This window comes from Arthrobacter sp. P4_H3 (genome assembly GCF_056400885.1).
In genome coordinates, this window is the sequence record NZ_JBFUKK010000001.1 from 405,696 (window position 1) to 426,922 (window position 21,227).

The window sequence follows — 21,227 nt, forward strand, 5'->3', positions numbered from 1 at the left end:
GCTGGTCAGGTTGCACATAGTGGCCGTAAAGGCTGTTCCCTTCACACACTTTTGAAACTCGACCAGGGCTGAAGATGGTCGAAGCGACCCATCTGCAAGCACCTCAACCATCAAGGAAGCCACGTGACTACACCGATTCTTGCCGCCGTGCTGGAAAAGCCCGGAGCCCCTCTTCAGATCCGCGAACTGCTGCTGGATGATCCGGAGGACTATGAGGTCCTCATCCGCACTGAGCGAGTGGGCCTTTGCCATAGCGATCTGCACTATCTGAAGGGGTCGCTGGATATCTCCCTGCCGGCTGTCCTCGGGCATGAAGCCGCAGGCATTGTCGAGCGCGTCGGCTCTGCGGTCACAAGAATCAAGACCGGTGACCGGGTCGTGGTAACGGTCACCCCCTCTTGTGGGGCATGCCGCAACTGCATAAGCGGGCGCCCGACCCAGTGCGAACGGGTCGACTCGATGCGTGAGCGGCATCGGCCCAGGCTGCTCTCACCTGATGGATCAAGCGTTGAGTCGCTCGGCGGTATCGGTGCATTTGCAGAGGCCTTCCTCGTGAAGGAGGCATCCGTTGCAGTGGTCGGCTCGGATCTGCCTCCCCAGGTGGCGTGTCTTCTCGGTTGCTGCATCAGTACAGGAGTCGGCGCGGTTATTCACGGCGCAAAGGTAGGGCCAGAGGATACTGTTGCCGTAATCGGTTGCGGCGGTGTCGGAATAGCGGCCATTCAAGGTGCCAGGTTGGCTGGGGCACGACGAATCATTGCCATTGATGCCGTGCCGGCGAAGCTGGAGCTCGCCCGCAACTTCGGTGCCACGGACACTGTTGTCTCATCACCCAACCCGACCGAAACACTCATCCAGGTCCGATCACTTCTTCCCCAAGGTGTCAGCCATGCAATCGAGGCGGTGGGCCGCAGCCAGACAGCGGAACTCGCCTTTTCGCTCCTGAGCCCGAACGGAACCGCCACCATCCTCGGTCTCATGCCCGCAGGGTCCGAACTGCGTATCCCCGCAGATGCACTCGTCTACGGCGACCGACACCTGCAAGGCGCCTACATGGGCGCGAACAGGTTCCTCAGCGACGTCGACATGTTCACGGACCACTACCTGAACAACCGACTGGATCTCGATGCAATGGTCACCAAGGAACTGCCCTTCGAACGTATCAACGAGGGATTCGAAGCGATGGCGGAAGCATCGACGATCCGAGTTGTGCTGAACATGACCGACAGGCAATCGTGATCCGGACAACCTTGAAGACCGTTCGGCAGCTGACTGTTACGCCGATCATGATCTGATTTTGCGCCACGGCCAGCGCCGGAACGAAAGCTGCGAAATGGCGCTACAAATCCTCCTGAACATAAACGGTCAAACGTCAAGGCTCAGCCCCTACCGTCGCTGGTCCTGGACGACAAAGACAACAAACGAAAACCAGAGGAGCACCTTAAATGACTGCTGAAGGACTAGCACAACTGACCGATATCTCCCCCGACCTCGTCGAGCAACGCTCCTTCGTCGATGGCGTATGGCTGCAGCTCGACGGAAGCGGCCGCTACCTTACCAACCCAAATACGGGCGAACCCCGGCAGCCGATGCGAAAGACCGGAAGGGCTGACGTCGACCGAGCACTCGCCGCAGCCGCGTCACTGCACGAGTCCGGGAAACTTGAAGACATCAAACTCCGGGACCGTCTTGAGCTCCTGGCGAAGGTAGCCGCATCTCTCGATGCTCAGAGCGAAGAAATCGCGCTGCAGGACAGCATCAACACGGGAGTCCCTATCCGGACCACCCGCCTGATCGCCGGTGCACTCGGGGACAGAGTCCGGGGAACAATCGCTGAAGCGGAGCAGCTTGGCGAGTCGGAGACCCTTGACGGCAGCGACCGGTCTGTGGTCATCCTGCGCAAGCCCCTCGGCCCGGCCCTCATCGTAGGCCCCTGGAATGCCCCAACCTTCACCGTGGCAGGCAAGGTGGCGGCAGCAATGGCGGCTGGCTGCCCGGTCATCCTCAAACCCTCCGAGAACGCACCCGGCGGTTGCCAGCTCTTCGCCGAGTCGATCGCCGCTGCCATGACCGAACTCGGCTACCCAAGCGCCGCGTTTCAACTGGTTCATGGGAATTCGGAGACAGGATCACTGCTGACTTCGGATCCCCGCATCGAGGCTCTTTCGTTTACCGGAGGCGATTCGGCAGGCCGCACAGTCGCGCAGGCCGCGGCGTCCAATCTCGCTGTCATGCAGATGGAGCTCGGATCGAACAATCCCGTGATCATTCTGGATGATGCCGATGTCAGCTCCGCGGCACAGTCCATTGTGCAGGGCATGACCCGTCTCAATGGCCAGTGGTGCGAGGCACCCGGCAAGGTACTGGTTGACCGGTCGATTCACGACCGTTTTGTTGAAGCTATGAAGTTCGAACTCAGTAAGCTCCGGGTCGGAAATGCCTTGGATGACACAACGGAAGTGGGTCCCCTGGCGTTTGAGCGGCAGCGTGATGGTTTGAAAGCCGCAGTGAATCGACTCCTCGAACTGGGGGGAACGCTGGTCACTGGCGGCGACCTACCGGATCTTGACGGCTGGTTCCTGGCACCGGGGATGATCGTCGGATGTCCCGCCGGAGCCGCCACGGAAGAACTCTTCGGGCCTCTGGTCACGGTGCATCCCGTGCATTCCGTTGAAGAGGCGCTCAGCCATGCAAACGGACCGGCAACCGGTCTTGATGCCTACGTATTCGGCGGTGACGAAACACGGGCCATCGACGTGGCATCCCGTATTCGTGCCGGTGAGGTCCGCATCAACGGCACGTTCATGAGCGACCTGGCCGGCAATTCGCGCCAGAGTTTCTGGGGTACAAGCGGTATTGGGGGCCACGGCCCCCAGTACGGCGTACGCTTCTTCACCGGCGACCGCGTGGTTGGCGTGGACAGGACGGATTTCCCGCTCTAGGGGCAATATCCGACCCGAACAAGCGTAGGCGAGGCCGCGCGGGCCTGCGACAAACATTCCGGGAACGTGACGCGTGGCTAAGACGGGGGGCTCCGCGTCCTCTCGGGAAAGCAGCAGGCCAGTGCCTGGCAACATAATGAGACGAGAAAGTCCTTCAATGACAGATACTTCAACGACAGATACGGTGCGGCTTTCACCGCTAAGTTTCCTTGAGGGCGCCGTAGCGGCGATCCCGGCCTTTGGAAGCGACCTGGTCGATTTCCGTAGGGAAATGCACGCCGATCCTGAAGTCGGCCTGTATCTGCCCCGCACCCAGGCCAGGGTCCTTGAGGCACTCAACGGACTCGACCTCGAAATAAGCCTGGGAAAAGCAGCCTCGTCCGTGGTTGCGGTACTACGCGGTGGCGCCACCCAGGCCCCTGTCGGGAGCCGACACACTGTACTGCTCAGAGGTGACATGGATGCCCTTCCTGTGGCAGAAAAGACGGGAATACCCTTTGCCTCGGCTAATGGAGCGATGCATGCCTGCGGCCATGACATGCATACAGCGGGCCTGATTGGTGCCGCCCGGTTGCTCTCGTCCGTACGTGACAGCCTGACCGGCGACGTCATCTTCATGTTCCAACCGGGGGAGGAAGGACATGACGGGGCCCGCATCATGCTGGAGGAAGGCGTTCTTAACGCAGCCGGCAGGCGTCCGGATGCTGCCTACGCCCTGCATGTCGTTTCGGACATCCCGTCAGGCGTGTTCACGACCCGGGCCGGCTCCTACATGGCAGCCTTCGGAGATCTGTCCGTCAAGGTTATCGGGCGGGGTGGGCACGGTTCGCGCCCCTTCCAAGCTCTGGATCCCATACAGGTAGCTGCTGAAATGCTTGGCGCGCTACAAACGTACATCACCCGGCGATTCAACGTTTTTGATCCCGTGGTACTGTCCGTGGGCCAATTCCATGGCGGTTCCGCCTCTAATGTCATACCTGATTCGGCGGAATTCAGGGCCAGCGTCAGGTCTTTCAGCCCCGGTGTCGAAGCGCGGCTCGCACAGGAGTTGCCGGATCTTATCCGGCAACTGGCGACCGCTCATCAGCTGACAGCCGAGGCAACGTTCACTCCGGTTATGCCGGCCACCGTCAATCACGACAGTGACGCCGAACTCTGGGGCAGGACCGCACGGACGTTCTTCGGAGAGCACCGGTTTGTACCCAGCCCGTCCCCCAGGACCGGCTCTGACGATTTCTCCCGCGTCCTCGTGGAGGTCCCCGGAGCGTACGGGCACCTCGGAGCTGGGTCTCCAGAAATCGACCCCATGGAGTGGGCTCCCATGCACTCGCCTAAGGCAGTGTTTGACGACAGTATCCTCGTCGATCAGGCACAATTTATGGCGGGCTTGGCGCTTGGAAAGCTCCAAGAGTTGGAGGTCCAGGGGTAGACGGAGGGCCCGGACTACCGAAGGGACCAGGACCAAAGTTGCAGCGGTGAACCCTGCGGCACCGGTGCCGCAGGCCCCAAAGTGGCTGGCAGTTCAGCGCCATCGTTAGCTTGAAGTACAAATCAAGTGACGGACATGCCGCGTGGATCGCCCCGATCCTTGCCGCCGGCACGGCAATCGTTGTGACCGTCATGGTCGCCTTCGTCCTTACCGGTCCCAACTGAGCCATGGCCGCACACCAGCGCCTCCCGAGCCACGGCGACGCCGGACTGCAGCCTGAACGCACCGACCTAGCCTGGGGGCGAAGAACCCTTTCCATGCTCGTCGCGGCGGCAGTCTTCCTGCACTGGCTGCGGCATCACGACTGGTTCGTCGCAGCGTTGGTCCTGGCCGCAGCCAGCATCGCAGTGGCGATCCGAAGAAGGTACGGCGCGGTTGGTCGCGTTAATGGAACTAATTCAACCATGGCAAATGCCAGAATTCCCTTCCCGAACGGGTTTGCGTCAGCAATATCAATACACGAGGTATCCCATGCTTGATGCATGCACCGCGCTAGGATTCGATCCAGCAACGAGGATGGCGATCAAACGGGTTCAGGCGTTGTCTGGATTGTCGAGTTGCTTGCGCAACCACTGGACCTCGGCCTCCGCCGCGGCAAGTCGCGCCGCAAACTTCTTCCGGTAAAGCTTGGCGACGAGGCCGGTGCCGCAGGCGTCTTCGAACAAGCCATTCTCAGACCACTCATGAGCACCCAGTCTCCGAGGGCGACGGCGGCTCATCACTAGGTTCCAGGACGTACCCAGCGACCGTGTCGACACCAGATGAGCCTGGTATACGAGCGCATCGTCATCTCCATGGTTAAGGGCGGGGACCCGGAGGTCTATGTGAGGGGTATGTTTTTCGCTCATAACGAAGAAGAAGAAATCCCTGCGAAGTCAGCACAATCAGCCCCCTCCTACTGCGATCACCACATACTCACTAACTCTCGAGCTCCGACAACGCACGCCGGCCAAACTCGCCGTCGAGGGTGAGGGAAAGAGTTTGTGGTGCGTCCGCGTACGTTCCCGGAATTGGAGGCTCGTCCCTGGTCCGCCGCCGCTCGGATTTCGATGGTGGTCACAGGAGGCTCACGGGCAGAGCGCTCCGATGCCGATGCCTGCGGTTTTCCACATAGACCAAGACGCAGCAATCGTGAAAGCTGCGCCCTATTGGCACCGCTCCAGAATTGTCGGCCAGCATCAGTAGAGTTGACCCATGATCCCGGAAGACCGCTTGATGACCGTCAGCTCCGTGCTTCAAGGCGGGTTCACTACAGACAGTGTCTCTGCCTTGGCCTCGTTTTCTGTCCCCGAGGTTCCTAGTTGGATCACAGACATTACTGCAGCCACACCCGGCTTCGGCTTGTCGCTGGAGAAGCTTGGCTTAGACGCAACGAAGTTGGTGGATTCCACTGCCATATCGTCGATTGCTAGTGCCGCACTCCTTGGCGACAACTACATGAGTGCGATKRAAAAACTTGGCCTGGACTCGATGAAGTCCTTGGAYAAGCCGTTCGCGGGGCTGGACTCAGTCCTAGGCTCAGGACTGGATATGGGCAGCCTGTTCAAGTCCGACATGGTATTCGAGRATTCACTAGCTGCTCTAGGGGCATCWGTGGCCTCCTCGATCGACACGAACTTCATGCAGGATCTTATAGATCAAGCTGACATGTTCAAGGCAGAGATCGAAGCCCTTGACATCGATGACCGAGCAGACGAACTATTCAATGCGCACCCAGGGCTCACGGAATCCATTGAACATCTTCCAATGCTTSTGAGCCTCTCTCAGGAGAACCGCAACCTGGTCATCTGGTTCGTTCGYATAGCAGTGACTCTCTATGTCACCTGCCTCATCCTGAACGTGAGTATGGAGAATGCGGACCTGGCGGCAATCGTGGGCGCGGTGGGTTTGAGCGGGCCGACGGCGGGGATGACAGCTGGCAAAGGTGCCAAGTATCTCCTGGACAAGATTCCGACTGAAGGACAGCAGCCCGACCAGGATTAATGCGCGTTCTAAGCCGACGCTTCCTCGTCACAACGGTCATTGGCCAGCATGCACTTTCGCAAGGAGAAATGCGGCCACGGCGAGCAGTCCGTACTGCGCGCTGTCTACTCGACAGTCCCAGGCTCCGCGTCATCCAGGAGGTCGCCGGCGGCAATCCGTTCAGCTGTCCGCCGGTACGCTTCGACGATGTAATCTTCCAGATCCTGAAGGCCAATGCGCCACAGGCCGCGGCCGCCGACCTGAATTGCGCGCAGCTCTCCACTGCTGATCAGGCCCCGGATGAGGCTCGACTTCACGTTGAGCTCTTCGGCTGCCTGCTCGACTGTCAGGAAGCGCCGCTTTGTGGGTTCGTCTGTCGCCGGTTCATCCTATGTATGGGCTGGCCGATACTGACTAGTCCTTCTGCCGGTGGCCGCGAACCCGGATGACCCCGACGACCCCGCCCAGAGCGAGCGGGAATGCTTGGTTCGCCGCCGCTCGGATTTCGGTGGTGGTCACAGGAGGCTCACGGGCAGAGCGCTCCGATGCCGTTACCTGCGGTTTTGCACATAGACCAAGACGCTTCTACCGGCAGCCGTTCGCCGATGCTGCACTGAAGGCATGCTCAGCTACGAAGACATTATCCTGCTCGGAGAGGAACGGGTCCTCGTCATCCAGAAGCACGAGCAGGGCCGCTGCTGGTGCGGCCTGAGACGAGCGGCCTCGATCGCTAGGTGGCCAGATCAACCGAGATTCTGGCCAACAAAACTGAGACGGGACAGAAGTAGAACCACCGCTACAGCGCCTCTCCCCCAGCTCAGGCCGACGAAACGTGCATTATCGCGTCCCGATCTCCGTCCATGAACGCGCGTGTGGACGGTGTTGCGTTTCATCGGCCGGAAGCCTAGGTGGCTGATCGGAGGCGAAGCCCCTGCATCCCGCCGTCCACAGCTAGGGAAGTGCCGGTCGTGGAACCCGACAGGGGGCTGGCAAGGTACGCTACGGCGCCCGCAACCTCGGCGGCGTTCACCATGCGACCTTGCGGCTGGCGGGCGTTAAGCGCGACACGTTCAGCTTCGGGGTCCGTTGCCGAGTCCAGGAGGCGGCCCACCCACGGCGTATCCACGGTGCCGGGGTTCACGCAGTTCACGCGAATGCCCTCGCGGACGTGGTCGGCCGCCATCGCCAGCGTGAGCGACAACACCGCGCCTTTCGACGCGGAATACAGTGCGCGCTGCGGGAGCCCGGCTGTCGCCGCGATGGAGCATGTGTTCACGATCGCCGCGGCGGGCGAGTTCCGCAAGTGCGGGAGGCTGGCGCGGCTCACACGCACGATTCCCAGCACGTTGACGTTGAAAACCCGGTGCCATTCGGCGTCGTCGTTGGCCGTGACATCCCCTTGCGCGCCGATGCCGGCATTGTTGATAACTACATCCAGTCTCCCGAAGTGCCGGACGGCCGCGTCGACGGCGGCACGTACTGAGGTGTCGTTGGCGACGTTGCATTCGGTGCCGAAGTGCGGGGTTCCGGACGGGTTGAGGTCCAGCACGGCAACCTTCGCCCCGCCCGCGGCAAGGCGGTCAGCAATGGCGGCGCCGATGCCGGACGCACCCCCGGTTACGATGGCGGCCAGGCCCTCGAACTCGTCGGTCATCGGAGATCCCTTCCAGCACGGGCCGTGATGGATGCGACGGGCTCGGAGCCCTGGGCAGCCGCCCGGTAGAATTCCTGGCGTTGCCGCCCAAGTCCTTCAATCTCGACTTCGACGACGTCGCATGGCCGGATGTAGGGGAAGCGGCCGGACAGCGCCACACCCTCGGGGGTACCCGTGAGGATGACGTCGCCTGGTTCCAGCAGCATGTATTGGCTGACATGGTGCACCAAAGTGGAAGCATCGAAGATGAGGTCGGCGGTGTTCGAGTCCTGGCGAGGCTCGCCATTGACCCACGAGCGCAGCCGCAGCGCCCCGGCGTCGAGCTCGTCCGCCGGAACCAGCCAAGGTCCCAGCGGAGTGGACGACGGCAGTGACTTGCCCTTGGTCCACTGGCCGGCTGCCCCCGGCAGCTGGTAGTCCCGCTCGGAGAGGTCGTTCGCTACGAGGTAGCCTGCGATGCACTCCATGGCATCCTCCACCGAGGAAAGATATGACGCTTCCTTGCCGACCACGATGCCGAGCTCCACCTCCCAGTCGTACTTCTCCGACGACGGCGGGATAGGGGCGGCATCGAAAGGGCCGGCCACAGTGCTGGACGGCTTGAGGAACACGACAGGGATTTCTGGCGGGGCTGACCCGGACTCGGCTGCGTGCGCGGCATAGTTCATGCCAATGCAGACCACCGACCCGGGGCGGGTGATCGGCGCTCCCATGCGGAGGCCTTTCGCGGAAATGGCGGGAAGTTCGCCGGATTCCAGGGCTTCGCGGGTGCGGGCGATGCCGCCGCTGGCGAGGAAGCCGCCGTCGATATCCGCGGTCAGCGCCGCCAGGCTGAAGTACTGATCGACGCCGTGGGCGTCCTGTGCGATGACTGCCGGCTGTTCGTATCCGGCCGGTCCTATGCGGGCAAACTTCACGGGAATTTCTCCTCTAACATCCGAACTTTAGCTGTATTTCTCCGATCAATACTACGCAAAAGTGCGCCATTGACAAGCCATACATCCGATGTTTAGGGTTGGGTTCAGACTTCAATACGCATGGCCCCCAATACCGACCCTCCGACGAAGGATGAGGCAGAGGCAGGGCCGAAGCAAAGCAAGGAGCAGCATGAGCATTATCACTGCAGTGGATACCTTCGATGTCCGCTTTCCCACATCCCAGGGGCTGGACGGCTCGGACGCCATGAACCCGGATCCCGACTACTCGGCGGCGTACCTCATCATCCGCACGGATGCACAGGACGGCCACGAAGGCCACGGCTTCGTCTTCACGATCGGCCGCGGCAATGAAGTGGAGGCCGCGGCCATCGAAGCACTGCGCCATCACATCCTGGGCCGGGAAGCGGAGGAACTCCTCGGCGACATGGGGGCCACGTGGAAGCTGCTGGTCCACGATTCCCAGCTGCGCTGGCTTGGACCGGAGAAGGGCGTGATGCACATGGCGATCGGCGCCGTGGTCAACGCACTGTGGGACCTTAAAGCCAAGCGTGCGGGACTTCCGCTGTGGGATCTGCTGTCCCGCATGAGCCCGGAAGAGCTCGTGTCCCTCGTCGACTTCCGGTACATTACGGACGCACTGACTCCGGAGGAAGCGTTGGATATCCTGCGCCGCGCGGCACCGGAGAGGGAAGAGCGCCGTGCCGGGCTTCTCATCGAGGGCTACCCGGCATACACGACAACGCCGGGCTGGCTCGGATACAGTGACGAGAAACTCGCTCGGCTGGCCAAGGAAGCCGTGGCCGAAGGATTCACGCAGATCAAGCTGAAAGTGGGCGCCTCCCTGGAGGATGACATCCGGCGCGTCCGGATCGCCCGGGAGACGGTGGGCCCGGATATCAGGATCGCCGTGGACGCCAACCAGCGCTGGGATGTTGCCGAAGCGATCGAATGGGTGGGGCACCTGGCGCACTATGACATCGCCTGGATCGAGGAGCCCACCAGCCCTGACGACATCCTGGGTCACGCCGCTATCGCGAAGGCGCTGGCACCTATTGCCGTAGCCACCGGGGAGCACGTCCAGAACCGCGTGGTCTTCAAGCAGCTGCTCCAGGCCGGGGCGGTTGACGTTGTGCAGATCGATGCCGCGAGGGTGGCCGGTGTCAACGAGAACATTGCCATCCTGCTCCTCGCTGCGAAGTTCGGGGTGCGCGTCTGCCCGCATGCAGGCGGCGTGGGGCTGTGCGAAGCCGTGCAGCACCTGTCAATGTTCGACTTCGTGGCGGTCTCCGGAACCAAGGACGGCAGAATAATCGAGTTCGTCGACCACCTCCACGAGCACTTCGTCACTCCCGTTGACGTCCACGACGGCCGCTACTGGCCCCCATCCGCCCCTGGCGCCGGCAACGAAATGCTCAGCCAGGCCCTGACCCACTACAGCTTTCCCGGCGGTGCAGCCTGGGCCGCGGCCCCATCAGCGCTCGTCAGCCTCACCTCATCGTAAACATTGCCACGTGCGGCAGCAGCGGCCGCCGGCCGCGGCAGTGTCAGCTACCTACACAGCTCGACTAGGAGTCACCCATGATCCCGCACGCACCCTGGTTTACCGAGGCCCGGCTCGGCATGTTCATCCATTTGTGCCTCTACGCCCTGCGGGCACGGCATGAATGGGTCATGAACCAGCGTCCGGACGTCGCAGTGCCCGTCGTCGAAACTTTTCCTGAAGCCCGGGGTGTAGCGTGACCGAAACCATCGCCCTGCACACCCGCCTCAAGCCCGGCGCGGCCGAGGAATACGAGGTGGCGCACGCGAACATCCCCGCTGAGCTAGTGTCCGCCCTGCGGGATGCGGGAGTTCTGAACTGGCGGATCTGGCGTAGCGGCGAGGACCTGTTCCACCTACTGGACGTTCGGGATTATCAGGCCATGCGGCACGCGCTGGCCGAGAACCCGGTCAACGTTATCTGGCAGGAACGGATGTCCGCCCTGCTGGCGGTGGAGGATGATTACTCGGGTGACGACCGGGGCATCTCCAAGGTGTGGGAACTGTGGGAACGGCCATGAGCGAACTCTCTTTCGATCGGCTCGGTTTCGGGGCCGCGGGCATTGGAAACCTCTACCGTGCGGTGGACGACGCCGCCGCCCAGGCAACCGTCGAGGCTGCCTGGGCCGGCGGCATCCGCTACTTTGACACTGCACCGCACTACGGCCTCGGACTCTCGGAGCGCAGGCTTGGCCTCGCCCTTCGCGGCAAGCCACGGGACGAATTCCTGGTGTCCACGAAGGTCGGCCGGCTCCTCGTTCCTGCAACGAACCCGGAGGGCGCGCGTGATGACGAAGGCTTCGATGTCCCGGCAGACTTCCGGCGCGTCTGGGACCCCTCCGAGGCAGGCATCCGGCGAAGCCTGGAGGACTCACTTGATCGTCTCGGCCTGGACCGCGTGGACATCCTCTATCTTCACGATCCCGACGCTTACGACTTGGAAGCCGGGATCTCCCAGGCGCTGCCCGCGATGGAGAAGCTGCGCGCCGAAGGCCTGGTCGAGGCCATCGGTGTCGGCTCCAACTCCAGCGATGCCCTCCTGGAATGTGTGCAGCGATCCGAGCCTGACCTGGTGATGCTGGCCGGACGCTACACCCTGCTTGAACAACCGGCCCGGGAGCATCTCCTGCCGTCCTGCATCGAGCGCGGGGTGGGCGTCGTGAACGTGGGCGTCTACAACTCCGGGCTCCTCGCCCGCCCCACGATCAGCGATGACGCGCACTACAACTACGCCCCCGCGCCGCAGGAGATCCTGGACCATGCACGCCAGCTCGCGGCATGTTGCGCCGAATACGGTGTGGAACTCCCAACAGCTGCACTCCAGTTCAGCCTCCTGCACCCGGCGGTCCGCACTGTCGTGGTCGGCGCCTCAAACCCGGCCCAGATAAGGCAGAACATCGCCCGGATGAACCAGACCGTTCCGGAGGAAATGTGGGAGGAGCTGCGACGCCGGTCGCTGGTGCCGGCGTGACCTTCCGCGTGGACGCCCATCTGCATCTTTGGAACCTCGAATCCGGCGGATACGGCTGGCTCGGGCCGCAGCACGGGCCGCTCCACCGCAGTTTTTCCGCGGAGGAGGCCAGGCAAGAGCTGGCCTCCTCCGGGGTGGGCCGGGCCATCCTGGTCCAGGCCGACGACACACTGGCGGACACCCGGGCAATGCTCGATGCCGCCCGCAACAACGACTGGATCGCAGGGGTGGTCGGCTGGATCCGCCTGGACACACCCGAAGAAGCGGCACGGCAGCTGCATGACTGGCTCGACGAGCCCGGTTTCTGCGGAATCCGGCACCTGGTGCACGGCGACCCCCGCGACGACTTCCTGGCCCTTCCCGCCGTCCGCGAGTCGCTAGAAGGGGTCGCGGCGGCAGGGATCCCTTTCGACGTCCCCGACGCCTGGCCCCGGCACTTGTCGGCAGCCGCGGACCTGGCCGAGGCCATTCCGGAACTGACCGTGATCATCGACCACCTCGGCAAACCACCGCTCGGTACGCGTGATGAGGCCAGGTGGCGGGCCCAGCTGGCACGATGCGCCGCGCTGCCCAACACGGTGGCCAAGGTCTCCGGGCTGCGGCTGCCCGGTGTCCCGTACACGGCCGCAGCCCTGCGTCCGGCCTGGGATGCTGCGGTGGAGATCTTCGGTCCAGCACGTTTGATGTACGGAGGGGACTGGCCGGTGAGCATCCTTGGCGGCAACTACGCCGATACGCTGGCCGTGCTCCAGGAACTGATCGGAACTCTTGATCGAGCTGACGCCCTGAACATCTGGTCCGGCACCGCCCGTCGTATCTACGGCCATGCCATCTGGGATGAAGGCGAAACGGCTCAGTCAGGTACTTAGAGCGCCTGCCGCAGCCAGGTCTCGACGCCGCTGATGTGTACGGTGACCAGGGCGCGGACCAGCTCAGCGTCTCCACGTTCCAGGGCGTCCGCGATCGCTTTGTGCTCGGCCAGCGTATGCGCCACGGCCTTCTCCTGGGTGAGTCCGCGCCAGATCCGGGCACGGACCGTGCGGCTGGACAATGCCTCGAGGAGACTGGCAAGGTAGGCGTTGCCCGCGGCCTGGGTGATAATGCCATGGAATTCCAGGTCGTGGGCCACGAGATCCTCAACGTCCGTGTTTTCGTCGATCCCGTCCATAGTGGCCCGCAGGCTGGTCAGCTCATCCGGCTTGATTTTCCCGGCGGCTAGAAAGGCGGAAGCTGGCTCAAGGATACGCCGCACCTCGAAAAGCTCCAGAACGGACCTGTCCTGGTGGAGCTCCACCACGAAACCCACGGCTTCATTGAGCAGCTTCGCGTCCAGACTCGTGACGTAGGTTCCGTCTCCGCGCCGTACATCCAGCACCCGGATCATCTCCAAGGCCTTGACAGCCTCCCGCATGGAACTGCGGGACAGACCGAGGCGCTCACTTAGTTCCTTCTCCGGCGGAAGCCGATCTCCGGCTTTGAGTTCGCCACGGATCAACATGTCTTTGATCTTGTCGATCGCCTCGTCTGTCACAGCCATGAGACAATCCTAAGCCAATCATCCGATGTCTGGTGCTTTAGAGGATTAGAGCCGACGCCACCGCACCCCAAGTGTCTCGGCGTCGCCGCGAAGAGATTCAGTGGGACGCATTCGGCTGCAGTGAGGGCACCCTCTGCCTTCCTGGGTGGACCGGGACACGGCCCGGAATCGACCGGTCTCGGGCTGCGTGCCGGGTCACAGACCGTTCAAGCGCCCGCGGGAACATCCGACGCTTCTATAGCCGGCCGTTTTGGCGACTTCCCGCGGACACAGCTCTGGGCTTCCGCCCGGGCCCGACCACCGGGAGTCCCGCAATCGGGAAGACGCTCGGCAAACCGACGGCGGAGGCACCGGAACCGTCTCAAGCGGAACGGTGACGGTCTCCCCCACCCACTCTGATGTCGGTCATCATCGGCGTTGCCATCTGACAGGACGTTGGTTTCGCATTCCTCGTGATCGTCGGAGCAATGGACGACGTGCCGGTGACGGTCTACGAGGCCGCGTCGATTGAGGGTGCTCCCTAGTTCGCCAGTTCTTCTCCATCACCGTTCACCTTGGGCACTGGGAGTCGTCTACGTAGCGCTCTGCCTCCCGACCTGCACACTCATCCAGCATCGCTTCTACCTCGGGGTCCCAGGTGAACTGCAGGAGGCCGCGGCGCTGGAGGGTCTTGGCCTACTTCAGACTTTCGTTCGCATCGTTTTGCCGTTGTCGAAGGGGCCAATCGCTGCAGTCGGGATGGTGAACGGCTTCTTCATTTGGGGAGAGACACTACGATTGTGCTGTTGCAGTCCCCGAGTCGCACGATCCCCGTTGGCTTGCTCGATTTCCAAGGCCAGTTCAGCAACAACAGGGGAGCCATCTTCGCCGGGCGTACGCTCGCGACGGTTCCTCTCGCATCCGAACGCTCGTTTCGCCGTCGCAGCCTCGCAGTGCCCGGTGCCTACCTCTGGCCCGGATTCGGCGAGAACTCGTGTACTCGAGTGGGATCATGATCGCGTGGCAGGCTCGGTAGCCGCAGTGGACGGGCCGCAGAATGGCAGCATCGCGGACGGGGCCCGGCGCAGCTCCCACACTGTGCCTTCGGCGGCCGCGGTCTGCTCTGAGGAGATAGTCGCGCCCAAGCGGAGGCCGACTCGATCGAGGAGCTCTTCGACACCTTCGACGATCGCGTACCGGCGACTCTGTACCGGCAGTTGGAGCAGCTTAGGTCTCAGCTGGCTTAACGGTCTTGTTGCCGAACCCGACAAGCAGCGCGACGATCATTGTCGGCTGGGCCTTGACAAGCTCTACTCTTTCTCGGTCCGGGCGGGTTTCAACCGCACCACGACGCCTTCAAAGTCTCGAAGGCCGTCGATCCGTAGTTCGCCCTCCTCCACGAGGAGCGAGGTCGAACCGCATGACAGTGATTCCTCGATGCTCCAGGACCCGTCAAGTGGTATCTGCACGCTGCCGGGTCCCTTCGAGAAGGTGTGCAGCACGACCAGCAGTCCCCGGCCGTCGTCGGCGTAGCGGGTGACCGATTGCCACCCCGTTGGATGCCGTAGGGACGGCCCGTGCACGCCTCCTCGGCGCGACCGGCCGTTTCGTATGATGGGTGACGCCCTCTGGTACAGCGCGATCGCGCGACGCACGATGTCCCACTGCGTCTCGTCGAGACCGACTACGTCTCCGGAGAGGCACATTCGACCGATGAAAGTGGCGGCGAGGCTGTAGAACAGGCGCTGGTCGGTGTCGGAGGGGTGGAGCACCGACCAGATCTGCATTTGACGGGGAAGCATGACGCGAAGCAGATTCCCGGCGATGAGCGGGATCTCCGGCAGCTCGTGCGCGTCCGAGAACGAGCTCATCGCCGTTCTGCCGATCATGGACGGTTCGAGGCGGTGACCACCGCTGGCGCAGTTTTCGATCACCAACTGCGGCAACCGAGTACGGATTCCATCGAGGAACCGGTAGCCGGCGAGTACCTGCCGGCACAGACCCTCACCGAGCCCGTCCGCGTGGTCGGTGCCAAGTCCGAGGTGCTCGTTGTAGTCGACCTTCAGATAGCCGAAACCATCCTGTTCGAGTCGGTCGACGACCCGGGCAGTGAGGTAGTCAACGGCGAACGGGTCCGTCAGATCCCAAAAACGGCGGTTGCCGGCTGTGAACGGCGCGCCATCGCGCTGCAGAAGGTGGTCGGTCAGCGTGAAGGCGGTGGAGTCCTCCCCGACGGTCTCAAACTCGAACCACAGACCTGGGATGATCCCACGTTCTCGGATGCGGTCGGCGACTTCCTTCAATCCGTGCGGAAACAGATCGGGACTCGGGATCCAGTCGCCGTGCGCGAACGCCCACGACCCATCCGATGAGGTGTCGCGATACCACCCTGCATCGATCACGAGGTACTCCACGCCCTCGCCGGCCAGGCGGTCGGCGATGGCGATGAGACGCTCGCGGTCGGGGTTGCCCCATGAAGTGCACCATTCGTTGAAAACGATTGGCAATGAGCGCTCGCTCTTCGGCTGCGTATCGGCGGCCTCGTTTTGGGCTTCCACCAGGCGATCGGCGACGTCGTCTACAGTGCCCTGCGTGCAGCTCAGGATGGCAGTTGGGGCAACCAGGCGCTCGCCCGGCATGGCGGTGTGTGACCAATGACCGAATTCGCGGTCAGCGAGGCCCCCCGATATCGCCACGTCGTCGCCGAGCCGGGCGATCTCCATCTGCCAGCTCCCAGCCCAAGCCAGCTGTGCCCCCCACGTTACCTGCGCCACCTTGTCCTCGACCGCGACGAAGGGAAACCAGCCGCGGGACGGCATCGTGCCAACCTGGCCAAACCGTTCGCTCAGTCGGGCGATCCCTAACCAGGATCGCTCGAGCTGCAGGTCCTCGATCGCGTCGCTCACCGGTTGAGCCTCTGCGCTCCAAGAGCTGCGCAGCCTGTGCACGACGAGTCGCCCCGGGCTGTCGGCAGGATCGAACGGCGAGATACCCGAGAGGTTGAAGGAGGTGAGGGCGTCGACGGTGACCGGTTCTGGTGAATCGTTGACAAATTCCACCTCCACCCCGAGGTGGCTCTCCCCCGCCCGGTGGATCAGCGTGTGCTCAAGGCTGAGACCGTCGGCGGACCGCACCGCGGTGATAATGCGGGTGACGAGTCCGACACGCTCAACCAAGTGGTCAGCAAGGCGAAATCGAGAGGTGGAAGGCGACCACCGCATGGTGCGTCCTTGCCCCCACCCGCCCGTAGCAGCATCTCCTCGCAGACTCACGTGCACCAGCGGGTCTACTGTGCGCGCGGGCGGGTTGCCAACGCCGGGTTGAGTTGAGATGTACGGCTCGTCGCCGATCCCACCGCGTGCCAATACTGGCTGTACCGAAGTAGGACGAAGCATGAGTCCAACTTGGTCTGAGTCATCCACCCAATAATGGGCCGTCATGTCACCCAGGTCGTATGCCGCTAGCTCACGCATTGTTGTCTCCCAATTTTCCTACGCACCCGCCAGATCGGCGAGGGCCTCAGCCCAGACCCGTCGCGGGTCGGGTCGCGAGGGGTCGGACATGCTCGTGCAGGTGTACGCAACGGCCATGCCCGACGCAGGATGAGCAAACGCGAAGTTTCCACCAGCCCCCGGGTGCCCAAAGGTTCCACCGGTCGCGAACCGCCCGGTCTCGAACTGCGACCCCAACCAAAAACCGAGCCCGAACTCGGCAAGCCGTTGGTTGGGCACGCCGGCCAGCTGAGGAACGGGGCCGAGGCCCACGGTGCGCGGCCGGGTCACGAGGTCTAGCGTCCCGGGCGAGAGCAGGCGAATGGAGTCGACCTTACCGATGGTGGCGGCGTAGATCTTTGCCACCGACCGTGCGCTCGCAATGCCCCCTGCCCCGCCAAACTCCATCTGATGTCCTTCGGCGCTGTTGAGAAACTCGACCATGTCGGGGATCGACTGCACCTCTTCGAGCAGCTCACGGACGACTGGATCCGACATGTCCACTCCGTGCGATGACCACAGCTCGGCTGGTTCGACGGGGGGTGCAGAGTTCCACGCGCTGCGGTTTGTGACGTCGCCCTCGCGGTGCGTGGGCAAGCCTCCGATCCAGAAGTCGACTCCCAGTGGCTTGGCGACGAGTTCAGCGAAGAGTTCGCTCACACTCGTGCCCGTCACCCGGCGCACCGCCTCGCCGTTGAGATAGCCAAAGGTGAAGGGGTGATACCACGATGCGGTCCCTGGCAACCACAGTGGTTCGGCGGCAGCCAGCACCTCCGTGCACAGCTCCCAGTTCGGCAAGTGCCGACTTTCGATTCCAGCGCCCGATGGAAAGAAGGGAAGACCGGCTGCATGGCTGAGAAGGTGGGCAAAGGTTGTGTGCTCTTTGCCCTTGACGCCGAACTCTGGCCAGACAGACGACACAGCTGCCTCGGGGTCGAGCTGGCCCCGTTGGATGAGCATCGCAACGATGATCGCAATCATGCCTTTGGTCGTCGACCACAGCACGAACAGGGAATCGCCGTCGATAGGTAGCTGTGTTTCGGGGTCGGCCCCCGTCCACAGATCGACGACGACGTTGCCGTTCTGATACACGCACAGTTGGGCTGCGCCGGGATCGTCTGATTGCCCACGCTCGAAGGCATCGGCGACTAGCTCGAAGCCTGGAGCAACGTAACCGTGAATCATGGAATGAGCTCCTCTGCTCGCAGACGTGTCCACAGTTCTGTGGTCACAGTAATTCTCCTAGGTATGGGTGCGGTCAAAGAGCCGAGCGAAGAACGGCCTCGCCGCCAAGCAGAGGCCGTTCTCCGAGGGATTTACCGCTAGTGGAGCAGGATTACCTGCAGGGTGCTTCCTCCCGTCGGGTAGGTGCCCCCGGCCCGTGGCTGGTCATCGTTGCCCGGCAACGTCTCCCAGCGCAGAATATACTGCCCTCCCGCTGTGGCGCCGGCGAGGTCGTTCGCGATGAGGACCTGTAGCCCCGGGAAGGTCCCGGTCACCGTTGTCACCGAAGCGGGCAGCGGCTGCGTGGGTACCTGGGCAATCCGATTCAGCGACGAGTCGATGATGATGGACTGCCTGCCGCTGCTGCCGTTGCAGAAGAAGTCAACGCTGATGTCGCCGTTGGACAGGACACGAGAACCCTGCATGGCGACCTGGAAGTTGAGACTCCCTCCGCCCCCGAAGCTCCAACGTCCGGTCCAGTTCGTGATCTGGTTGATCTGCCACGTGCCGGAGGCCGTCGGACGCGCGGCGTACACCTGCGACCGGCCCTGAGCATCGTACTTGTGGTAGGTGATGAGGACCTTGCCCGAGGCGTCGAAACCGATCTTCGCGTTGCCGTTCAGCAGTCCACCCTGATCGGGGACCGGGTCGATCACGTCACCTTGGCCGTACTTGAGCGGCGTCGTCAACGGCGTTCCGCTGTTTGTCACCCAGTTCACGAGGTCCTGGCTTTTCGCGTACGTCAGCATGCTGTTCGTCGCCGCGTCAGGCGTGTCACGCCAGACCCAGATCATATGGAACCAGCCGTCGGGCCCCTTCGTCGGACCTTGGAAGTACGAACTCCACGTTCCCGAAGGGTTGCTCGCGGACCCGTTTCCGTCGAAAATCGGCTGGGAGACGAGGGGCGACCACGAGCTCGTCGACTCGTTGTACACATTGAAGTACGTCACGCCATCGCCGGACCCACCCTCGCGGTAGTTGAAGACAAGGCTTCCGTCCGAGCGGTTCACGAACTCGGGATAGGTAACGGAGCCCTCTGCGGCGGCGCTCACCATGTTGTTGACCTTTACCAACGTGCTGATGTCGCCCGGGGTGGTGGTGCGGAAGTAGACCAACGGAACGTTGTGCATGTTGCCCGAGACATGGAGGTTCCCACTGCGGTCAAGCCCCATGGAAACGTAGTTGTGGCTGTCCCATCCGAGAGTCGACGGAAGGGTCTTGTAGACCCATGCGCCACCAATTGTGTGCTTGGCGACGGTCATGCCGCGGTTCACGTCGTAGTACGCGACGTACTGGTCGTTTCCACTGGTGAGAAGTCCCTGCCCCACTTGCATGCCGGCCCATGTCGACCCGACCGTGCTTGTCGAAACGACAGTCAGGTTGGGATCCGGGTAGGTGTAGCTATCTCCGCCTGGTGCGCAGTTGAGGGGACCGGGAGGCGAAGCAGCGGGGCTCGTCGTCGAAAGGCTGAAGGTCTGCCCCCGTAGGTTTCCACTGTTGGAATACAACCCCGCACGGCCCCCCGTGACATTCGGGTCGACAACAGCAGCGGTGTAGGTCTGGTCCGCAAGCTTGGCTCCCGATGCCACATTGACTACTTGGGACCGAAATGAGTTACCTGTGCGTGTCAGCGTGAGATCAAGTTGCGTGCCGTACGCGGCAACGATTGTGCCGCTGGCGAGCACGCTGGCCGTCGAGCTGTTGGACATCTTCAGCAACTGCCAGCGCCCGTTCGTGCCCGTTCCAGAACCGGTCGTGACCCGGAGCACGTAGTAGTTCAGGCTGGTGGCACTCGTTCCCTGAAGGTTTCCCACGACGCCCACCCACTCTGATCCTCCCGGGGTTCCGGTCGTGACGATATTGGTCCGCGCAGAGACGGTGTAGTCATCGCCGAGGGCGAGGGGGTTGTAGGTGGCGACGGCGTTGCTGGTCGAGCTGCTTGCCAATGCGGCACCGCTCGCGATACTCCAGGTACCGCGATCTGATGTCCACGAACTCCCGAGGGCTCCGTCGGCGCGTTCAAAGTCGTCCGCCGCGGGGATGGTCGTCGACAGACCCCAAGTCTGTGCTCTCAGGTTTCCGCTGTTGGAATACAGTCCAGCACGGCCTCCGGTGACATTCGGATCAGCCGAGGTGTACGTCTGATCAGCGAGGGTGGCTCCCGACCCGGCGTTGAGTACTTGCGACCGCAAGGAGTTGCCCGTGCGAGTCAGGGTCAAGTCGAGTTGCGTGCCGTACGCGGCGACGATGGTGCCGCTGGCAAGCAGTCCGGTGCTAGTGCTGTTGGTCATTTTCAGCAACTGCCAGCGCCCGTCTGTGCCAGTTCCAGAACCGGTCGTCACCCTCAGCAGGTAGTAGTTCAGGTTCGAGGCAGTGGTGCCTTGAACGTTGCCGGCAACACCTGCCCACTCCGATCCCGTTGGGGTTCCCGTTGTCACGATGTTGATCCGCGCGGAGACGGCGTAGTCGACGGCGATGGGCAGGGGGTTGTAGGTGGTTACGGCGTTGCTCGTCGCGCTGGTTGCCAGGGCGGCACCGCTTGCGATGCTCCAGGTGCCGCGGTCCGACGTCCACGAGCTCCCGAGGGCTCCGTCGGCGCGTTCGAAGTCGTCCGTCCCCGGGTTAGTCGCTGCTGCTGCACTGAATGGACTCGCTAGCGCGAGTGCAGTCATGATCAACACCGGAACGAGGAGTCTTGCGACAGCTCTTTTCGGTCTTGAGGCGGGTGAGTACATCATTGTCTCTTCCTTTCGTTGGGTTCCGACCAAACCGCGCTTCCAATCGACTAGGGAAATGAAGCCTCGCTTGGTTGGTCATTGGGAAGCGCGAGTATGCGCTGCAGGTAGCTGTTGCGGAACGTCGAACATGGTCGGAAAAGTGCTGGGGCCGCACAAATCGGTTCGCGCCCGACCAGGTTGATCCGGACGTTTTCCAAATCGCTGACCGCCGCGAGGGGTCATGATGACGACCGAAGCTCGACAACAGGATCGTCTTCGCTGGC

The 21,227-nt window shown here is 62.7% G+C and carries 18 protein-coding genes and 1 pseudogene; 10 read left to right on the forward strand and 9 right to left on the reverse strand.

From position 1 onward, the window contains the following. The first annotated feature begins 123 nt into the window (after positions 1-123). The 4 genes from AC1DRE_RS01870 (at position 124) to AC1DRE_RS01885 (ending at position 4,910) form a co-directional block, all read left to right on the forward strand. Positions 124-1,239 (forward strand): Zn-dependent alcohol dehydrogenase, encoded by a 1,116-nt coding sequence (locus AC1DRE_RS01870; RefSeq protein WP_476983080.1) that lies wholly within the window; start codon positions 124-126, stop codon positions 1,237-1,239. A gap of 206 nt (positions 1,240-1,445) precedes the next feature. Next, positions 1,446-2,942 (forward strand): aldehyde dehydrogenase family protein, encoded by a 1,497-nt coding sequence (locus AC1DRE_RS01875; protein ID WP_476983081.1) that lies wholly within the window; start codon positions 1,446-1,448, stop codon positions 2,940-2,942. 157 nt (positions 2,943-3,099) lie between these two features. Then, positions 3,100-4,371: a M20 metallopeptidase family protein gene (locus AC1DRE_RS01880; protein ID WP_476983330.1), complete on the forward strand. Its 1,272-nt coding sequence runs from the start codon at positions 3,100-3,102 to the stop codon at positions 4,369-4,371. A 227-nt stretch (positions 4,372-4,598) separates the two neighbouring features. Then, positions 4,599-4,910: a DUF202 domain-containing protein gene (locus AC1DRE_RS01885; protein ID WP_476983082.1), complete on the forward strand. Its 312-nt coding sequence runs from the start codon at positions 4,599-4,601 to the stop codon at positions 4,908-4,910. A 54-nt stretch (positions 4,911-4,964) separates the two neighbouring features. Here the strand turns inward: AC1DRE_RS01885 and AC1DRE_RS01890 are convergent, their stop codons facing one another. Continuing rightward, the gene (locus AC1DRE_RS01890) at positions 4,965-5,096 is read right to left on the reverse strand and encodes a hypothetical protein (RefSeq protein WP_476983083.1); all 132 of its coding nucleotides are present in this window, start codon (positions 5,094-5,096) and stop codon (positions 4,965-4,967) included. 529 nt (positions 5,097-5,625) lie between these two features. Here AC1DRE_RS01890 and AC1DRE_RS01895 point away from each other — a divergent pair. Further along, positions 5,626-6,414: a hypothetical protein gene (locus AC1DRE_RS01895; protein ID WP_476983084.1), complete on the forward strand. Its 789-nt coding sequence runs from the start codon at positions 5,626-5,628 to the stop codon at positions 6,412-6,414. A 104-nt stretch (positions 6,415-6,518) separates the two neighbouring features. Here the strand turns inward: AC1DRE_RS01895 and AC1DRE_RS01900 are convergent, their stop codons facing one another. The 3 genes from AC1DRE_RS01900 to AC1DRE_RS01910 all read right to left on the reverse strand — a co-directional run bounded on the left by AC1DRE_RS01900 (position 6,519) and on the right by AC1DRE_RS01910 (position 8,970). Beyond that, on the reverse strand, positions 6,519-6,743 hold the full coding sequence (locus AC1DRE_RS01900) for a helix-turn-helix domain-containing protein (RefSeq protein ID WP_476983331.1): 225 nt from the start codon (positions 6,741-6,743) through the stop codon (positions 6,519-6,521). Positions 6,744-7,297: 554 nt separating this feature from the next. Continuing rightward, a complete protein-coding gene (locus AC1DRE_RS01905; protein WP_476983085.1) occupies positions 7,298-8,047 on the reverse strand; it encodes an SDR family NAD(P)-dependent oxidoreductase in 750 nt (249 codons plus the stop codon). Beyond that, positions 8,044-8,970 (reverse strand): fumarylacetoacetate hydrolase family protein, encoded by a 927-nt coding sequence (locus AC1DRE_RS01910; RefSeq protein WP_476983332.1) that lies wholly within the window; start codon positions 8,968-8,970, stop codon positions 8,044-8,046. Before AC1DRE_RS01910 ends, AC1DRE_RS01905 begins: the two co-directional genes overlap by 4 nt. A gap of 184 nt (positions 8,971-9,154) precedes the next feature. On the opposite strand from AC1DRE_RS01910, the gene AC1DRE_RS01915 reads away from it, so the two are divergent. From AC1DRE_RS01915 to AC1DRE_RS01935, 5 genes are all read left to right on the forward strand, one after another. Beyond that, positions 9,155-10,486: an L-fuconate dehydratase gene (locus AC1DRE_RS01915; protein ID WP_476983086.1), complete on the forward strand. Its 1,332-nt coding sequence runs from the start codon at positions 9,155-9,157 to the stop codon at positions 10,484-10,486. A gap of 77 nt (positions 10,487-10,563) precedes the next feature. Continuing rightward, complete coding sequence (locus AC1DRE_RS01920; protein WP_476983087.1) at positions 10,564-10,725, forward strand: alpha-L-fucosidase; 162 nt, start codon at positions 10,564-10,566, stop codon at positions 10,723-10,725. Then, positions 10,722-11,045 (forward strand): L-rhamnose mutarotase, encoded by a 324-nt coding sequence (locus AC1DRE_RS01925; RefSeq protein WP_476983088.1) that lies wholly within the window; start codon positions 10,722-10,724, stop codon positions 11,043-11,045. Before AC1DRE_RS01920 ends, AC1DRE_RS01925 begins: the two co-directional genes overlap by 4 nt. Further along, on the forward strand, positions 11,042-11,995 hold the full coding sequence (locus AC1DRE_RS01930; protein ID WP_476983089.1) for an aldo/keto reductase: 954 nt from the start codon (positions 11,042-11,044) through the stop codon (positions 11,993-11,995). The genes AC1DRE_RS01925 and AC1DRE_RS01930 overlap by 4 nt, the downstream gene beginning before the upstream one ends. Beyond that, entirely contained in the window at positions 11,992-12,864 is an 873-nt protein-coding gene (locus AC1DRE_RS01935) for an amidohydrolase family protein (RefSeq protein WP_476983090.1), read from the forward strand. The genes AC1DRE_RS01930 and AC1DRE_RS01935 overlap by 4 nt, the downstream gene beginning before the upstream one ends. On the opposite strand, the gene AC1DRE_RS01940 is transcribed toward AC1DRE_RS01935, so the two are convergent. The 5 genes and pseudogenes from AC1DRE_RS01940 to AC1DRE_RS01960 all read right to left on the reverse strand — a co-directional run bounded on the left by AC1DRE_RS01940 (position 12,861) and on the right by AC1DRE_RS01960 (position 20,898). Then, positions 12,861-13,532, reverse strand: a complete 672-nt coding sequence (locus AC1DRE_RS01940; RefSeq protein ID WP_476983091.1) for a FadR/GntR family transcriptional regulator — start codon at positions 13,530-13,532, stop codon at positions 12,861-12,863. The genes AC1DRE_RS01935 and AC1DRE_RS01940 overlap by 4 nt on opposite strands. Positions 13,533-14,548: 1,016 nt before the next feature. Further along, positions 14,549-14,713 (reverse strand): annotated as a pseudogene (locus AC1DRE_RS01945) (phosphoenolpyruvate carboxykinase domain-containing protein); the annotation flags it as partial. Between the two features lie 108 nt (positions 14,714-14,821). Beyond that, positions 14,822-16,732 (reverse strand): alpha-galactosidase, encoded by a 1,911-nt coding sequence (locus tag AC1DRE_RS01950; protein ID WP_476983092.1) that lies wholly within the window; start codon positions 16,730-16,732, stop codon positions 14,822-14,824. A 270-nt stretch (positions 16,733-17,002) separates the two neighbouring features. Further along, positions 17,003-18,187, reverse strand: coding sequence for a serine hydrolase domain-containing protein (locus AC1DRE_RS01955; RefSeq protein ID WP_476983093.1), 1,185 nt, complete (start codon positions 18,185-18,187; stop codon positions 17,003-17,005). A 137-nt stretch (positions 18,188-18,324) separates the two neighbouring features. Continuing rightward, positions 18,325-20,898 (reverse strand): BNR repeat-containing protein, encoded by a 2,574-nt coding sequence (locus tag AC1DRE_RS01960; protein ID WP_476983094.1) that lies wholly within the window; start codon positions 20,896-20,898, stop codon positions 18,325-18,327. Positions 20,899-21,227: the final 329 nt, after the last annotated feature.

What these genes read in the sequence shown, in the direction of transcription:
- AC1DRE_RS01875 (WP_476983081.1), top strand. Translation starts at nt 1,446, where the DNA reads ATGACTGCTGAAGGACTAGCACAACTGACCGATATCTCCCCCGACCTC.
- AC1DRE_RS01880 (WP_476983330.1), top strand. Translation starts at nt 3,100, where the DNA reads ATGACAGATACTTCAACGACAGATACGGTGCGGCTTTCACCGCTAAGT.
- AC1DRE_RS01885 (WP_476983082.1), top strand. Translation starts at nt 4,599, where the DNA reads ATGGCCGCACACCAGCGCCTCCCGAGCCACGGCGACGCCGGACTGCAG.
- AC1DRE_RS01905 (WP_476983085.1), bottom strand. Translation starts at nt 8,047, where the DNA reads ATGACCGACGAGTTCGAGGGCCTGGCCGCCATCGTAACCGGGGGTGCG.
- AC1DRE_RS01915 (WP_476983086.1), top strand. Translation starts at nt 9,155, where the DNA reads ATGAGCATTATCACTGCAGTGGATACCTTCGATGTCCGCTTTCCCACA.
- AC1DRE_RS01920 (WP_476983087.1), top strand. Translation starts at nt 10,564, where the DNA reads ATGATCCCGCACGCACCCTGGTTTACCGAGGCCCGGCTCGGCATGTTC.
- AC1DRE_RS01930 (WP_476983089.1), top strand. Translation starts at nt 11,042, where the DNA reads ATGAGCGAACTCTCTTTCGATCGGCTCGGTTTCGGGGCCGCGGGCATT.
- AC1DRE_RS01940 (WP_476983091.1), bottom strand. Translation starts at nt 13,532, where the DNA reads ATGGCTGTGACAGACGAGGCGATCGACAAGATCAAAGACATGTTGATC.
- AC1DRE_RS01950 (WP_476983092.1), bottom strand. Translation starts at nt 16,732, where the DNA reads ATGCGGTGGTCGCCTTCCACCTCTCGATTTCGCCTTGCTGACCACTTG.
- AC1DRE_RS01955 (WP_476983093.1), bottom strand. Translation starts at nt 18,187, where the DNA reads ATGATTCACGGTTACGTTGCTCCAGGCTTCGAGCTAGTCGCCGATGCC.
- AC1DRE_RS01960 (WP_476983094.1), bottom strand. Translation starts at nt 20,898, where the DNA reads ATGACTGCACTCGCGCTAGCGAGTCCATTCAGTGCAGCAGCAGCGACT.